This is a genomic window from Acidobacteriota bacterium, from assembly GCA_026393755.1.
GTDB lineage: Bacteria > Acidobacteriota > Vicinamibacteria > Vicinamibacterales > JAKQTR01 > JBAXOX01.
The window spans coordinates 148,052-165,061 of record JAPKZO010000029.1; the positions used below are offsets into that span (position 1 = coordinate 148,052).

9 protein-coding genes are annotated in these 17,010 nt (G+C 65.5%); 6 read left to right on the plus strand and 3 right to left on the minus strand.

The annotated features are described in order from the left end of the window. Positions 1 to 29: 29 nt before the first annotated feature. The gene (locus tag NTV05_12885) at positions 30 to 1,946 is read left to right on the plus strand and encodes a sulfatase-like hydrolase/transferase (GenBank protein ID MCX6545291.1); all 1,917 of its coding nucleotides are present in this window, start codon (positions 30 to 32) and stop codon (positions 1,944 to 1,946) included. Positions 1,947 to 1,989: 43 nt separating this feature from the next. Here the strand turns inward: NTV05_12885 and NTV05_12890 are convergent, their stop codons facing one another. Next, positions 1,990 to 3,432, minus strand: a complete 1,443-nt coding sequence (locus tag NTV05_12890) for a glutamine synthetase family protein (protein MCX6545292.1) — start codon at positions 3,430 to 3,432, stop codon at positions 1,990 to 1,992. 452 nt (positions 3,433 to 3,884) lie between these two features. Between NTV05_12890 and NTV05_12895 the strand changes: the two genes are divergently transcribed. The 3 genes from NTV05_12895 to NTV05_12905 are packed head-to-tail and all read left to right on the plus strand — an operon-like array spanning position 3,885 to position 10,084. Continuing rightward, on the plus strand, positions 3,885 to 4,529 hold the full coding sequence (locus tag NTV05_12895) for a hemolysin III family protein (protein MCX6545293.1): 645 nt from the start codon (positions 3,885 to 3,887) through the stop codon (positions 4,527 to 4,529). A gap of 50 nt (positions 4,530 to 4,579) precedes the next feature. Continuing rightward, a complete protein-coding gene (locus NTV05_12900) occupies positions 4,580 to 7,717 on the plus strand; it encodes a hypothetical protein (protein ID MCX6545294.1) in 3,138 nt (1,045 codons plus the stop codon). A 36-nt stretch (positions 7,718 to 7,753) separates the two neighbouring features. Then, positions 7,754 to 10,084: a M20/M25/M40 family metallo-hydrolase gene (locus NTV05_12905; GenBank protein ID MCX6545295.1), complete on the plus strand. Its 2,331-nt coding sequence runs from the start codon at positions 7,754 to 7,756 to the stop codon at positions 10,082 to 10,084. Positions 10,085 to 10,095: 11 nt separating this feature from the next. Here NTV05_12905 and NTV05_12910 read toward each other — a convergent pair whose 3' ends face one another. After that, positions 10,096 to 10,509 (minus strand): CBS domain-containing protein, encoded by a 414-nt coding sequence (locus tag NTV05_12910; GenBank protein MCX6545296.1) that lies wholly within the window; start codon positions 10,507 to 10,509, stop codon positions 10,096 to 10,098. Between the two features lie 64 nt (positions 10,510 to 10,573). After that, positions 10,574 to 13,960 carry a S41 family peptidase gene (locus tag NTV05_12915; protein ID MCX6545297.1) on the minus strand — a complete coding sequence of 1,129 codons (3,387 nt, stop codon included), beginning with the start codon at positions 13,958 to 13,960 and terminating at the stop codon, positions 10,574 to 10,576. A gap of 188 nt (positions 13,961 to 14,148) precedes the next feature. Between NTV05_12915 and NTV05_12920 the strand changes: the two genes are divergently transcribed. Beyond that, positions 14,149 to 15,438, plus strand: coding sequence for a cystathionine gamma-synthase family protein (locus tag NTV05_12920; protein MCX6545298.1), 1,290 nt, complete (start codon positions 14,149 to 14,151; stop codon positions 15,436 to 15,438). 15 nt (positions 15,439 to 15,453) lie between these two features. After that, a complete protein-coding gene (gene hydA, locus NTV05_12925; protein MCX6545299.1) occupies positions 15,454 to 16,854 on the plus strand; it encodes a dihydropyrimidinase in 1,401 nt (466 codons plus the stop codon). The last annotated feature ends 156 nt before the right edge of the window (positions 16,855 to 17,010 follow it).

Sequence of the window (17,010 nt, forward strand, 5' to 3'; positions counted from 1 at the left end):
CTATCCCGCGTCCCGCGTAGGATGTCGTCATGGCCGAGCGCCGACCAACGGCTCGATCTCGCGGAGCGATCCTGGCTGTCGCAGGGATCGGCGCGCTCGCGATTGCGTGCGGCGGCTCGGCGCGTGCTCCTTCTCCAACCGCCGCCACCGCTCGTGCGTCCAACGTCCTGATCATCACGATCGACACGCTGCGCGCCGACCGCGTGGGCGCGTACGGCTGGGGTCGCGCGCGCACGCCGGCCATTGATGCGCTGGCGGCCCGCGGCGTGCGGTTCGACCGCGCGTATGCGACGTCCCCGATTACGCTGCCCTCGCATGCCAGCCTCCTCACGGGCCTCTATCCGCCCGGACATAGATCTCGCGCCAACGGCATGCGCGTCCGCGCCGGCCTCAACACGCTGGCCAGCACGCTCCACCAGCAAGGTTGGGCGACGGGCGCCTTTGTCGGCGCCTTTCCGCTCGATCGACGCTTTGGTCTCGATCGCGGATTCGACGTCTACGGCGACCGCATGCCGCGGAATGCAGATGGTCACCTGCTCAACGAGCGACCCGGTCGGGTCGTGGTTGATGAGGCGCTCGCCTGGCTCGGGGGCATTGGGCCAGGGCGCCACGTATTCGTGTGGGTTCACCTGTTCGAACCGCACGCGCCCTACGAGCCCGACCCCGCGCGCGGGCCCGGCGGCCGGACGCTCCCGCCGGAGGTGCGGTACGACGACGAGGTGGCGAGAGCGGACGCTGAAGTCGGCCGGCTGATCGCGGGGCTCGGCGACCGCGGCCGCTCGACACTCATCGTGCTGGCTGGCGATCATGGCGAGGCGTTTGGTGAGCACGGCGAGCTGACGCACAGCCTGTTCCTGTACGACACGACGCTTCGCGTGCCGCTCGTGCTGGCGGGCCCCGGTCTCGCGGCTGTGCCGGCCGGTGTGCAGGAAGCCGTGTCGCTGGTCGATGTGTATGCCACTGTGTTGGATGGGCTTGGCCTGGACGGCCCCGACACCGACGGTGTGACGCTGATGCCGCTCACGCGCGGAGGCGCGATCGGCCCGCGGGAACTCTATGCCGAGACATTCGCGCCGCTTGTCGACTTTGGATGGAGCGCGTTCCGGTCAGTACGATCGGGCGGCCTGAAGTACATCGCCTCGCCTCATGACGAACTGTACGACATCGCTCGCGATCCTGAGGAGAGCCGTAATCTGAAGGACGGCCGTGGCGTCGAGGTTAAGGCCCTGGCCGCCCGCGTCGCCGCCTATGCGGGTCCTGAGTTGCCGGCCGACCAGGTCGGCGGCCGCGTGAAGGCCGACGCGCGGTCGCGGCTGAACGCGCTCGGGTACACGTCGGGAACGCCGACCGTCGGGCCCGGCGGGTTGCGGCCCGATCCAAAAGACAAGCGGACGCTTGCGGCCCGCCTGGCACTCGCCATGTCCGGGGAAGTTACTGGCACCGCCCTGCGCGACGCGCTTGTGGCGGTGCTGACCGAAGATCCGGGCAACGCGCTGGCGCACACGCGACTGGGCTACGTGCTGGTCGAAGAAGGCCGAGTGCGCGAAGCCGAACCCCATTTTCGCGCGGCATTGACCTCGGGCGTGCCGACTGCGGATGCGTATCTGGGCCTTGCCCTCTGTCTGGTGGCGACCAACCGCCGGACCGCCGCTCTGCAACCACTCGAGGATGCGCTGCGGGTTGAACCCGGCAACCCGGTTGTCGAGGCAAACCTTGGCAATCTCGCCCTGGACGCCGACCGCCTCGATGTCGCCATCCGCCACCTGTCGGCTGCGGTCGAACGGGACCCCGATCTTCACCAGGCCCGCTTCAACCTGGCGCGTGCGCTGGCGAGGGCCGGCCGCCGGGTCGAAGCCCTCGCGCAGGCACAGGAGCTGCTGGTGCGGCTGCCCGCCGACGCGCCCCAGCGCCCAGAGGTCGAACGTCTGCTGCGCGCCCTCCGCTGACCAGACCCCGGCTATTTCGAATCCCGAATCCCGAATCCCAAGCTTAGAACTTGCTCCAGAGGTGCTGGTTGGTCACCTCGTGATGGAACTGCACCTCCGCCGTCTTGATCAGAGCGCCGAGCGCCTTCGGACAGCGATCGGCCTGCGCCTGTTTGACTTCGGCGAACTTGCCGTGGACGTCCTCGCCGAGCAGTTCACGGGCGAACTCGCTGCCCTTGAACAGACGGATGGCGTCGTAGATGTTGTCGGGCAGGAAGCGCGTGCGCGAGCGGCGGATTTCGCTTTCGGCATCCTCCGGCAGCGGGCCTTCGAGGCCCGTCCGCAGCAGCGCGTAGATGGCGAGATACGGATTGGCATCGGGTGCGATGGAACGGACCTCGACGCGGGCCGTATTCTCGTTGGCGAGCGGAATGCGGATCATCGCGCCGCGGTTGATGCCCGACGCCTTGATCTGGTTCGGCGCCTCAAAATGCGGATCGAGGCGGCGGTACGCATTGACACTCGAATTGAGAATCAGGCAGATGTCGTTGGCGTTGGCCAGGAGACGATCGATCATGTTCCAGCCGAGCGCCGACAGGCCTTCCTCGCCCTTGGCGTCGTGGAAGACGTTCTTCCCGCCTCGCGTCAGCGAGAGGTTCGTGTGCATCCCGCTGCCGTTGACGCCGGTGAGCGGCTTGGGCAGAAAGCACGCCGTCATGCTCATCTGCTGGGCGACCTGCCGGCAGACCAGTTTATAGAGTTGGACCTGGTCGGCCGCGACGCAGGCCTCGGTGTAGGAGTAGTTCATCTCGAACTGCGACGGCGCCACTTCGGGGTGGTCCTTTTCGTTGGCGAACCCGAGCGCCCGCTGTGCCTCCGCGGAGCTGTCGATAAACCGCCTCAACGCGTCGCCGGGCAGCGAGTGGTAATACCCGCCGGTCGAGATGAACTCGAACGTGCCGGTGAGGTAGTGCTGGCGCTCGGCATCTGGTCCCTTGAAGAGGAAGCCCTCAATCTCGTTGGATGCGTTGGCAATCGTGCCGTCCTTCTTGAAGAGGGAGGCCCCGTATCGCTTGAGCCGGCTGCGCATGTCGGCAGAGTACGGCGAACCGTCTCTCTCCCTGACCTCGCCGAACACGAGCACTTTGCCGGGCCCGAAAATGTCGGACGGCAGCCAGTAGAACGCCGGCCAGTCCACGGCGAGACGCAGGTCGGATTCGGCCTGCTGCGAAAAGCCGCGGATCGACGAGCCGTCAAACGTGAGATTGTCCGCCGACCTCAGCAGGAACTTCTTGTCGTAGTCGAGCATGTGCAACCGGCCTTCGAGGTCGGTGAAGCACACGGTGACGGCCTTGATCCGCTTCTCGTCGGCCAGGTACTTCGTGCGCTCTTCCTGGATCTGCTGGGCCGACACTCGGTCGAGTCGCTGCTGCTTCGCCTGCCGATTCAGTTCCTCAAGCTTGTCGTAAGGGATCTCAAGGAAATCGCGCAGCGGCGTCTGGTCCATGGCGGCCTCTCTTGTTGTGAGGGTTAAAGTCAAGAACGCCAGAGTTTAACATTAAACGACGAACGCTTACCATATTCAATGATAAAAGTAACACTAACCACGGCACGTCAACTATTGGCCTAGACATTTTCTATGGGTCTCATCGTACCGACTGAAGCAAGTCTTCGTCACCCCGGCGCACGCCCCGGGGCCCCCAACGCGGCAACCGCGTTGGGGTGGCATACGGGGTCCAGAGAAGTACACGGCTGGATTCCGGCTTTCGCCGGAATGACGATATAGAGAGGGCGTCCGATGTCGACGGTTTGAGGCTAGATACTCTGACCACAACTGACTACCCGCGGATCTGGTCGATGCTGTCCGAAGGCCCAGGGGCAGATCCCCGGCTGACCGCACCGAATCCCCGGCACCGGACAGCCGCGGTCGATGCCGGATAGAATCGGGACATGGCGCGGGTGAAGAAGGAAGATCGGCCGGTGTCGCTGGGCGAACAGATCGCCGACAGCGTGACGCACGGCGTGGGCCTGGTGGCCAGCGTGGCCGGTCTGTTCGTGCTGGTGACGGCGGCCGTTCGGCGAGGTGATGCATGGCTCATCACCAGTTGCGCCATCTACGCATCCACCCTGGTGCTGCTGTACGCGGCGTCGACGCTGTACCATTCTCTGGCCGCGACTCGCGCACGGCACGTGTTCCAGATCATCGACCACTCCGCCATCTATCTGCTGATCGCCGGCACCTACACGCCATTCGCGCTCGTCAACCTGCACGGACCGTGGGGATGGACGATCCTCATCATCGTCTGGGTGCTGGCCGCGGCGGGGGTTACGGCGAAGGCGGTCTTCGGCCCGCGCTGGCCGATTGTCTCGACGGCTCTGTACATCGCGATGGGCTGGACTGCGGTCGTGGCCTTCAAGCCGCTGATGCTGCACGTTGCGCCGGCCGGCATTGCCTGGCTCGTGGCCGGCGGTCTGGCCTACACGGGCGGCATCGTTTTCTTCGCCTCGGATCGGTTGCGATACAACCACGCGATGTGGCACCTGTTCGTCCTGGGCGGGAGCGTGTGCCACTTCGTCGCTGTATTGTTCTACGTTGTGGGGTAGCACTCCCGGAGTGATTGTCACGTTTCTGTTGCTCATCCCGAGGTTGGCCCATGCGCGCCCGCATCGTTCGATTCTGTCGGATCGCGACGCTCGGCTTGATGACGGGTGCCGTCGCGGCGATTCTCCCTGGCGCGGTCGTCGAGCACGACGTTGACACCGTCGTGCAGGCGGCGTCGGCACAGCAGGCGGCCCCTGTTGATCCGAACGTGATCGTCAACCCCGAGCTGTTCCAGGGATTGCGCTTCAGGTCCGTGGGGCCCCATCGGGGAGGCCGAGTGACGGCCATTGCGGGCGTTCGGCGGCACCCATGCACCTTCTACATGGGCGCCACGGGCGGCGGCGTGTGGAAGACCGTCGACTGCGGCATTCTCTGGGAGCCCATCAGTGACGGGCAGATCGATACGGGCTCGATTGGCGCGATCGCGGTCTCCGAATCGAACCCCGACATCGTGTGGGTCGGCACCGGGAGCGCGGCGATTCGCAGCAACGTCATCATCGGCAGAGGGGTCTACAAGTCCACGGACGCGGGCAGGACGTGGAAGCTCATTGCGCTCCGGAACGCCGGCCAGATTGGCGCAGTCATCATCCATCCGTTCAACCCAGACATCGTGTGGGTGGCGGCGCTCGGTTCGCCATACGGACCCAATGACGAACGCGGCGTGTTCAAGACGAGCGACGGCGGCAAGTCGTGGACACGAGTGCTCTTCGTCAATCGCGAGACCGGCGCGCGAGTCATCGCCATCGATCCATCGAATCCCAATCAACTGTACGCGGGTATGTACCGCGCGTTCCGCAAGGGGTGGGACATCATCAGCGGCGGGCCCGCCACCGACGGCGGCATCTACAAGTCTGTCGACGGCGGCGCCTCGTGGGCCAAGGTGTCTGCCGGCCTTCCGCAGAGACTCATCGGCAAGATCGACATCGACGTCGCGCGAAGCCGGCCGTCGGTCGTCTACGCGATGGTTGAGGCGCCTGGCGCCGAGGGCGGTCTCTACCGCAGCGATGATGCGGGCACTACCTGGGCCCTCGTCAACAACAGCCAACGGCTGCGCGCGCGGCCGTTTTACTTCCACTACGTCGACGTCAACCCGAAGAACGAGAACGAGGTGTGGGTCAACGAGTTGAGCCTGTGGAAGTCGATTGACGCGGGCAAGTCATTCGCGGAGGTGGCGACGCCGCACGGCGACAACCACGGTATCTGGTTCAACCCCGACAACCCCAGTATCGCGATTCAATGCAATGACGGCGGCGCCAACGTGACCCTTGACGGCGGCACAAGCTGGTCGAGCATCCTGAATCAGCCGACCGGCGAGTTCTACATGGTGGCGGTCGACGAGCAGTTTCCCTATCGCCTCTATGCCCCGCAGCAGGACAACAGCACCGTCGTCGTGCCGAGCCTGCCAACCGTCGCCTGGGGGCTCGACTCGCCTCTGCAGATCTGGGGGCAGGCCTCGGGTTGCGAAACCGGCCAGATCTGGCCGCGTCCCGACGGCAAGATCGTGTTCGGTGCATGCAAGGGTGAGTTGGGCCGGTACAGCGTCGTCAGCGGTCAGGAACAGCATTACTGGGTCTACCCGCAGAATCGCTACGGCCACAATCCAAAGGACATCAAGTTCCGTTTCCCGCGCCAGACCGTCGTCTATGTGTCGCCGCACGATCCAGGAGTGATCTACCAGGCGTCACACGTGCTGCACCGATCCGTGGATGATGGAAAGACGTGGGAGACCATCAGCCCCGACTTGACGGCGAACGAGCCGGACAAACAGGTGACGCCGGGCACGCCGATTACGCGCGACATCACGGGTGAGGAGGTCTACAGCAGCATCTACTCGATGGTGGAGTCGCGGCTCGAGCCGGGCGTGATCTGGGTGGGCGCCAATGACGGCCCGGTCCATGTGACGCGGGACAACGGCAAGACGTGGAAGGACGTGACGCCGAAGGATCTGCCTCCCGGCGGACGCGTCCAGACGATCGAAGATTCGCCGTATCGGAAGGGATCCGCCTACATCGCGGTCTATCGGTATCTGCGCGAGCACGACCTGCAGCCGTACATCTACATGACCAGCGACTACGGCGCCACGTGGATGAAGCTGACCACGGGGACCAACGGGATTCCCATCGATCATCCCACGCGCGTCGTGCGCGAGGACCCGAGCCAGGAAGGCCTGCTCTACGCAGGCACGGAATTCGGGCTGTTCACGTCATTCGACAACGGAGCCCACTGGCAGACGTTCCAGATGAACCTGCCGAGCACGCCGGTGACCGACATCAAGGTTCATCACAAGGACCTCGTGCTCTCGACAATGGGGCGGGGGCTCTGGAGCATGGACAACGTCACGCCGCTGCATCAATTGGCCGGCCGCCACGTGGCGATCATGAGGACCGAGGCGTACCTATTCCAGCCACGGGAGGCGTATCGCATGCGGTACGCGGCGTCCGGCGGGCGGGCCGACCAGCCAGAGTATCCGCCGCCAGGTGTCTATCTCGACTACTACCTCGCGGGCGAGCCGGCGAGCGACGTGGCGCTGGAGATTCTGGACAGCAAGGGCGCGGTGGTGCGAAGTCTGACCAGTGCTAGCCCGGTGGGCGGCGGCGGGGCCGCGCCGCAGGCGAGCGGCCGGAGTGACGCAAGAGCGGCGAGCGCGTTGCCGAAGCGCGAGTGGCACAACCGGTTTCTGTGGGACCTTTGCTACGGCGATTCGAAGAAGACGATGGCAGCAGCCGAAGACGGCGAGCGTGCGGGCGGTCCGCTGGTGATGCCTGGCACCTACACCGTCAAGTTGACGGTCGGTGAGTGGACGCAGTCGCGGACGCTGGACGTCAAGATCGACCCTCGCGTCGCAGCGGACGGTGTGACGCTGGCGGATCTCCAGGAACAACTTGACCTGAGCCTCAAGGTACGTGACGCGACAACCGAGGCCCGGGCGCTGGCCGCGCGCATTGCGGAGGCGCGCGACCGGGCGGCGGCCGATGCGACAAAGACCAGGGCGCTCCAGGCTCTTCTTGATCGGGTGGTCACAGCGAACATCGTCTATCCACAGCCGAAGCTGATCGATCAACTCCGAAACATCACGCGAATGATCGGACAGGCGGATCAAAGACCCGGCCGTGACGCCTACGATCGGTTGGGCGACCTGATGAAGGAGATGGCCGCGATCCAGGCGGAGCTGAAGAAGCTCGGCGTCTAAGTCGGGTTGAAGCACGTGTTTCGGGAGGGTGTGTCTATGGCTATCTCACGGCCCAGCTCCCGGTCGATGATCGTGCTGATCCTGCTGGTCGGCTGCACGCTGGCCGGATTGATGATGGGCGGCCCGCCATCCACTGGCGTGCCCGCGACGGCTCCCGCCACAGAATTCTCCTCCGTGCGGGCGATGGAGCACGTTCTCCAGATCGCGCAGCGGCCGCACCCGGTCGGATCGGCCGACCACGCGCGAGTGCGCGACTACGTCGCGAGGACGCTCGAAGGGATGCTGCTGACCGTCGAGCATCAGAAGACGACCGCCACACGGACGAGGGCTGGTGGCGCCTCTGCCGCGAGCGTTGAGAACCTGCTGATTCGGATGAAGGGCACGGGGAGCACCGGCGCCGTCCTGCTGGCCTCGCACTACGACTCGGTGCCGGCGGCGCCAGGCGCGGCAGACGACGCATCCGGCGTGGCGGCCATGCTCGAGACATTGCGCGCGCTCAAGGCCTCGCCGCCGCTCCGCAACGATGTCATCTTCCTGTTCACCGACGCGGAAGAACTGGGCCTGCTCGGGGCAGAGGCATTCGTCGGCGAGCACCCGTGGGCCAAAGACGTCAGGATGGCGATCAATCTGGAAGCGCGTGGCACCAGCGGCCCGTCACTGATGTTCGAGACAGGCGAGGGCAACGGCGCGGTCGTGCGCGAGTGGGCATCGGCCGTGCCCAGTCCTGCCGGGTCGTCGCTGACCTACGAGGTCTACAAGCGGCTGCCCAACGACACAGACTTCTCGGTGTTCCGACGGCTCGGCATGCCCGGGCTGAACTTTGCCTTCATCGGCAACTGGCGTGCGTATCACACGCCCATCGACGCGCCCGCCAACCTTGATTCCGGAAGCCTGCAGCATCAAGGGGCCGCGGCGCTTGCGTTGATGCAGCGATTCGGCGCGATGGACCTGACTGGACTCAAAGAGCGGGATGCCGTGTACTTCTCGGTGCCCGTGCTGCGCCGCGTCGTGCGCTACTCGACCGCGTGGGTGCTGCCTCTGGCGGGTCTGGCCATCATCGCGTTCGTGTGGGTGACGGTGTCGGCGTGGCGGCGCCTGAACACGAGCATCGGGGGGCTGCTGCTGGGCCTGATCGTGTGGGTCGTTCTGGGCGGCCTCGCGGGGCTGTGGGGGTACTACTTCAGCCGTTTGATCGAGGGGGTCCACGCCCGCTGGCTGAGCCCGGGCGATCTGACCATGAGCTGGCCGTACGACCTGGCGCTGGTGACGAGCACGATCACAGCCGGCCTGTTCTTCTACCCGCTGCTGCGGCGGATTCTTGCCGCCCAGACACTCGCGCTTGCCGGGCTGTTTCTATGCCTGCTCGCGACCTGCGCCGCGTCGTGGATCGTTCCCGGCGGCAGCTACGTGCTGTTGTGGCCGCTTGCTGGCAGCCTGCTTGCGGTCACGCAGTTGTCCTCCGCGATTGACCGGCGTGCCACCGTCGGGCTTGTGCCGACGGCCGTTGTTTGCGCCATGGCCCTGCCAACCACCTTCATCGTGTGGCCGCTCGTCGCGATGCTGTTCCAGTCGCTCGGTCTCACGCCGCTCAGCGGCGCGGCCGTTGCGGTTCTCACCGTTCTCGCGCTGTTCACGCTGGCGCCCCTGATCGATCTACTGACAGACAGGACGCGCCTGTGGCCAGCCTCGGCGGCGCTGCTGATGACGCTGGTCAGCCTCGGCTACGGGATGAAGACGACGAAGTTCTCGGACGCCCAGCCGAGGACGATCAACGTGATCTACGCTCTCGACGCCGACAAGCACGAGGCGTACTGGGTCGCGCGCGCGCCGGTCGTGTATTCGTGGCTGCGCCAGTTCCTTGGAGATGCCCCGGCTCCGGGCCGGCCCGCCGTGCTGCTCCCGTCCGGGTCGTCACGGGAAGGGACGCCAGGCTACGTGCACCAGCGCGCGGACCTCGTCGACGTCGGGGCGCCGGCGGCCACGCTGATTCCCGGCGGCGAGACGTCGGAGCGTGGGCGATCGGTCGTGCTGCGGGTGACTCCCGCGGCAGAGGGCCATGCGCTCTCGATCTGGTTGAGCGGGGCGAGTGTGCTCGAGGCACGCGTCAACGGGCACGATCTCGGTCTCGGCGCGTCACCGACCCAGTCGCGCGAGAACACATGGACGCTGGATTATGGGAACGCGCCGGCCGCTGGCATCACGCTCGCGCTGATGCTCAAGAGCACGGATCGTGTGTCCGTCTCGGTCCTCGATCGCAGCATGGGGTGGCCGGCGATAGCCGGACAGGCATTGACACCGCGGCCGGCTGACCTGGTGACCATTCAGTCGGGCGACCAGACCATTATCAGGCGGAACTTCGTGTTCTAGCGAAAGCGTCTCTACGCGCCCGACGAGATGTACTTCTCGAGATGCTGAATCGTGTACCGCTGTTCGGCGACGATCGCGGACACCACCCCCCGGATTGAGACCACGCCGACCACCTTCCCGCCATCCACCACCGGGAGGTGGCGGATGCGGCGCTCGTCCATCAGCGCCATACAGCGATCGGTTGTCCAGCTCGGATCGATGGTCACCACATCGGTGGACATGATCTCGGAGACGGGGAGGTTCCTTGATGCCTTCCCAACAAGCACGACCTTCCGCGCGTAGTCGCGCTCGGTGAAAATCCCCACCAGGCGGCTGTTCGACAACACAACGACGGCGCCCACGTCCTTGTCGGCCATCAGGCGAAGAGCGTCGAGGACGGTCGTGTCGGGGGAGACAGTAAACACCTCCGACCCGGAAACCAGCATCTGCTTGGCGGTAGTGGCCACGGGTCAACCTCCGGTTGTTCGAGAATAGCACGATCCCGCCGGCCTACTTCCTCTCGACCCGCTTGATCGGGTACGGCGGCGGCGGCGGCACCGGAACCGGTTTCGCCTTGATGAGGCCGAGCAGGTGCTTCACCGCGGCGTCGAGCTGCGCGTCCTGCCCGTTGAATGTCGCGTTCGGGAGATTGTCGACGACAATGTCGGGGTCGACGCCGTGGCCCTCAATGAGCCACTGGCCTTCGGGGCCGTAGACACCGGTTTCGGCGGCGGTCGCAATTCCGCGATCGACCAGGAAGTTATTTGAACTGAGCCAGATCTCGCCGCCCCACGTGCGGGCGCCGATCACCTGGCCCAGCCCCAGCCGGCGGAACCCTTCCGCAAACGCCTCGCCGTCAGACGCCGTGCGTTCGTTGACCAGCACCACGAGGTGTCCACGGAACGCGAACTGCATATTCCAGGTCGGGTTGCCGACGCGATCCTTAAAGTAGAACCACGCCTTGCGCAGGAGTTTTTCGAGGACCCAACTGTCGATGTTGCCCCCGCTGTTGTGGCGCACGTCGATGATGAGGCCTTCGCGATCGAACACGGGGTAGAACTCGCGGGTCCACTCGGCCATATTCGCGCCCCCCATCGCCCGCAGGTGCACGTAACCGATCTTGTTCTGGCCCGCCTGTTCGACCGCGAGCCGCCTCGTGTACTCCCACTCGTCGTAGCGGAGATCGTCCTCGGTCTGCGCGCTGGCCGGCACGACGACGACGTCTCGTGGCGCGCCGCCGGCTTTCGGCTTCACGCGCAGCAGCACCTGCTTGTCGGCCTGACCCCGCAGCAGCGTGTAAATATCCGGCAGCGTCAGGGCCCCGACACCGTTAACCGTCTCGATGATGTCGCCTTCGACAACGTCGACACCCGGCCGGGCCAGCGGCGGGCGCTTCTCGGGCCGATCCGGATCGGTTCTGATGATGTGATCGATCCGATAGCCCCCGGCCTTGTCGTCGCGTGTCAGCACCGCGCCGAGCGACGCGGGCCAGACATTGTCGGTGGCCGGCCGCACGTCGCCTCCCCGCACGAAGATGTGCAGGGCCGACAGTTCACTGACCATCTGCGCAAGGATGTCGCTCAACTCCGCGCGGTCGGTGACGCGATCGACCAGCGGCAAGTACTTGGTGCGAATGGCCCGCCAGTCGAGTCCGTGCATGCCGCGGTCGTAGAAGTAGTCCCGCTCGAGCCGCCACGCCTCAGTGAACATCTGCCGCCACTCTGCGCGAGGATCGAGATGGAAGGCCCAGTCGCGGAGCGGAACGATCAGCTTCGACAGATCGGCGGGCGCTTTCGCCCCGGCATCGATCACGTAGTAGTCGCTGCCCTTGCGGACGAGGACCTTCTTCGTGTCGAGCGACAACTCGTAGGATCGCGGATCCTCGATGAACGTCTCTGCCTCGGGCTTCTTGTTGTCGAGCGTCAGTGTCTTGAGCGACGGGCGCCCGTCGCGCCCGGTCGGCCGCGAGATGAAGTAGAGGCGCTTGCCATCGGTCGCGAGACTGCTGTAGTTGCCCGCAGGAACAGGGACTTCCATGAGGCGTGTCTCGAGACCGTCGGCATCGACGACCACCGTGGGAGCGGACTCCGTCGTCGTCTGTGTCGCGGCGGCGGGTGTTGCGGCGGGCTTCGACGGTTCAGCGGTCGCCGGTTTCTGCGTGACCGGCCCTGCTGCCGGTGCGGAAGCCTTGTCCAGCGGCCTGTCGGTCTTCTTCTCGGTGTCGGTCTTCTTCTCGGCGTCAGCCTTCTTCGTCGCCGCGTGCAGTTCGTCGTCTGCCTGGAAGGGCGAGCGTTCTCCGCGCTTCAACGCGACGTGGTAGATCCTGGTCTGCCGGTCGTAGAACGGTTCCGGCTGTCGCGACCCCCACGGACTGCCGACCAGCGATTCGAAGTTCCGGTCCGAGAGAAAGAAGAGCCACTTGCCATCCTGACTCCACACCGGGTTCGTGCTGTCGTATCGATCGGAGGTGACCGGGATTGCCCGGCCCGTCGCGACTTCGTGGATGAACACGCGGGTGAGCAGGTTGGCGGCAGGCGCCGTGTATGCGAGCCAGCGGCTGTCGGGCGACCACGCCAGGTCATCGAAGTTGCCGTCGGCCGCCTCGGCGATCTTCTTCTGGGTGTTCCTGGTGATGTCGAGCAGCCACAGCTGCTGGTTCTTGTCGTGATGTGCGATGTAGCGGCCATCGGGCGAAGACAGGCCATCCCAGCGCAGGACCTTGGCGTCGGTGGTCAACTGTGTGGCGGCGCCCACGCCATTGGCCGGGAGGCGCCAGAACTCCACCTCGTCGCTCTCGTCCGACAGCGTCAACACCGACTGACCATCCGGAGCGAACCGGGCATTGCGATGGCGCACCAGTTTGTTGCGCGTGGCTTCGACCATCCGGCCCTGCTGAGCCGGCGCGACAAAGACCTGGCCGCGCGCGGTCAGCACGACGCGATCGCCAGACGGCGAGAGGTGGGCTGACGACACCCAGTCGATCGCGTTCTTCACCCACCGTTCGCGCAACTGATCGAAATCCGACACGAGCGTGATGGGCACCGGCTTGTCGACTCCGCTACTGATGTCGAACAGGTGCAGGTCGGCACCCAATTGGTACGCGATTCTTCCTTTGGAGAGCGAGGGCGACTGGACGTCGAACTCGCGATGCTTCGTGTGTTGTCTGAGATCGCGGCCGCGCTCGTCCATCGACCAGATGTTCATCGATCCATCGCGGTCGCTCACAAAGTAGACCCGGCCGTTCCAGGGCATCGGCGTCTTGCTCGTTCCGGCGTAATCGGCTGTGAGGGGCGTGGCTTCCGAACCCGGACCGCTGAACTTCCAGAGGTTCTGAGCCGTGCCGCCCTTGTACCGGCGAGTGTGGCTGCCCTGGAAGGGAAGGCGCGTGAAGTAGAGCGTGGCTCCCGTCGCATCGTACGCGCCGTCGCTGGCCTGCGCGAGGGGAACGATCGCGCGCGCGCCGGTTCTCGGGTCCACACGCATCAGTTGGGTATTCGGAAGGGTCGACTGCCGCCGCGTCGCATACAGGATCTCGCCTCCCGGCGTCCATCCGACCACAGACGCCCGGCTCGCGTCATGCGTCTGCCGGATCGGGACCCCTCCGTCGAGCGGCAGCGTATAGACCTCGACGGGGCCCTCGTATGACGCCGAGTAGGCCACGGTCTTGCCGTCCGGCGAGACGGCGGGCCGGCTCTCCTCTTCAGGGTGCGAGGTCAGCCGCTGCGCGATCCCTCCGGTGGCGCTGACGCGCCACAAGTCCCCTTCAGCCGTGAACACGATCGTGTCGTTCGAGAGGGCCGGGAACCGGTAGTACCCGAGTTGTCCCTTCTGGGCCGTGACCGGCAGGCTCAGCGCGGCCACCAGGATTGCGAGCAGAAGCAGCAGTGCGCGTCGCATGATGTCGTTCTCCTTCTTCCGGGCGCGCGTCACGTCGCGGCCGGGACGTCGGCGTATTCTACCCGGCCGAGTGGTATAAGGTACTTCGCCCCCCACCGCGACCAGACCAGGGCGCCCCTCCCCGGTCAGACCGCGAGTGACGTCTCCCGTGTCGCGCGTCCACCAGCAGTGCTCAAGAGGGTTCTGTCATGGCTCACGCAGAGAAGAAGTACCGCCACCGCGAGATCCAGGGGCATCAACTGCGGCCCGAAACACTCATGATGAGCTACGGGTACGACCCCGAGTTTTCCGAAGGGTCCGTCAAGTGCCCGATCTTCCAGACATCGACATTTGCCTTCAAGACCGCCGAAGACGGGAAGGCCTTTTTCGAACTCGCGTACGGCCTTCGCGAGCAGCGGCCCACCGAAGAGCCCGGGCTCATCTACTCGCGCGTCAACAACCCCGATCTCGAGATTCTCGAGGATCGGCTCACGCTCTGGGACGCGGCCGAGGCGGGCCTGGTGTTCTCGTCCGGCATGGCCGCGATCTCGACGACGATGTTGAGCTTCCTGAGGCCGGGCGATGTGCTGTTGTGCAGCGAGCCGGTGTACGGCGGCACCGAGTTCCTGGTCGACCGGATCCTCCCGCAGTTCGGTATCACACGCGTGTGGTTCGGGTCGGGCACGATGACGCCGACCCTGGATCAGGCGGCCGAGGCTGCCCGCAAGCTGGGCCGGGTGGCCATGATTTGCGCCGAGACGCCGGCGAACCCGACCAACGGCCTCGTCGACATCGCCCACTGCCGCCGTGTGGCCGATTCGCTCGCGGCCTCGCAGGATCGCCGGCCGATCGTGGCGATCGACAACACGTTCCTCGGGCCCCTGTGGCAGCGCCCGATTGAGCTGGGCGCCGACCTCGTGCTCTACTCCCTGACCAAGTACGCGGGCGGCCACAGCGATCTGATCGCCGGCGCGTGTCTCGGCTCGACCGACCTGATCAACACAGTTCGCGGGATGCGCACGATTCTCGGCACGATCTCAGACCCGAATACCTGCTGGCTGCTCATGCGCAGCCTGGAGACGATGAAGCTCCGGGTGACCAGCGCGATGAAGAACGCGCGATACGTGGCCGAGTTCCTGGCCGACCATCCCAAGGTAAAGTCGGTCAGTTATCTTGGCTTTCTCGCTCCAGGCGATCCGCAGCACGAGCTGTACCAGCGCCAGTGTTCGTCGCCCGGATCGACCTTCGCGTTCGAAGTCCATGGAGGCGAGGCCGAGTCATTTCTCGTGCTGAATCACCTTCTGTTGATCAAGCTCGCGGTCAGCCTCGGCGGCACCGAGACGCTGATGGAGCACCCGGCGACGATGACGCATTCTGACGTGCCGCCCGCACGTCTGCTGGAAATGGGCATCACGCCGGCGATGCTGCGCATTTCGGTCGGGATCGAGCATCCGGACGACGTGATCGCCGATCTCCGGCAGGCGCTGAATGCCATCTAATCGTCGAGAGGAATCATGAGTACGACGCTCGTCACCAACGGCACGATTGTCACCGCCGCAGATCGCTACGATGCCGATATCTACATCGACCGGGGCATCATCACGTATATCGGGCGCGCGATATCGCTCAAGGCCGACACCATCATCGACGCGGCCGGCAAACTGATCATGCCGGGCGGCATTGACGCGCACACGCATCTCGACATGCCGTTTGGCGGGATCACCTCGGCCGATGATTTCGAGTCGGGCACGATCGCGGCCGCGCACGGCGGCACGACGACCATCGTCGATTTCGCCACTCCGGAGCCAGGCGAGGGCCTGTATCCCGCCCTCGACAAGTGGATGGGCCGGGCCGAAGGCAAGGCCACCATCGACTACGGGTTCCACATGACCGTCCGCGAGCTGACCGATCAGGTGGCCAGCGACATGGACCGGCTCGCCCGTCACGACGGCATCACGTCATTCAAGCTGTTCATGGCATATCCGGGCCGGCTGATGGTCGATGACGCGACGATCTTCAAGGCGCTGTCGCGCACGCGGGACAACGGCGGGCTGATTTGCATCCATGCTGAAAACGGCGGCGTCATTGAGTCGCTCGTGAAGGACGCGCTGAGCCGGGGAGAGACCGCGCCGAAGTACCATGCGCTCACCCGGCCGCCGGCCACCGAGGGCGAGGCGACGGGCCGCGCGATCGCCCTGGCCGAGATGGCGGGCGCTCCCGTCTACATCGTGCACGTGTCGTCGGCCGAGGCCCTCGAGAGCATCAGCCGGGCGCGGCACAACGGGTTGCCGACGTATGCCGAGACCTGTCCGCAGTATCTGTTCCTGTCGGACGACGAGTACGAGCGCGAAGGATTCGAGGGAGCCAAGTTCGTGATGTCGCCGCCGCTGCGCGACAAAGGGCACCAGGACGCGCTGTGGAGAGGGCTGAGGCAGAACACGCTCCAGGTTGTATCGACTGACCATTGCCCGTTCCGCATGGACGATCCGGCCCAGAAGCCGCTCGGAAAGGATGACTTCTCGAAGATTCCGAATGGTGTGCCGGGCATCGAGACGCGGCTGATGCTGCTGTGGGACGGCGGCGTGCGCACGGGCCGCATCGACGCGCATCGGTTTGTTGAGCTGGTTGCCGCCAACCCGGCCCGCATGTTTGGGATGTGGCCGCGAAAGGGAACGATCGCTGTCGGATCGGATGGCGACCTGGTCGTGTGGGATCCTGACCTGCAGGTGACGCTCACGGCGGCGACGCTTCACATGCGCGTCGACTACAACCCGTACGAGGGGCGCGTCGTGACAGGCGCACCGGCTGTTGTGATCTCGCGCGGAGACGTGATTGTCGATCACGGCACGTCCACGGGCCGAAGCGGTCGAGGCCAGTTCATCAAGCGCACCCCTGGCCCGCCGTTGCTGACGTGAAAAAGAGCGGGATTCGGAGAAGAACGCTGAGGCTGGAGCTAGTGCGGGCGGGAGGACGGATTCCGGAGCGGCCCCTCGAACCAAGCCGACAGCGTCAGTTCGCAAAACCCGCCGATAGGGCCGAGACGCGCTGCGCGAATAGCGCGACCGCCAGGT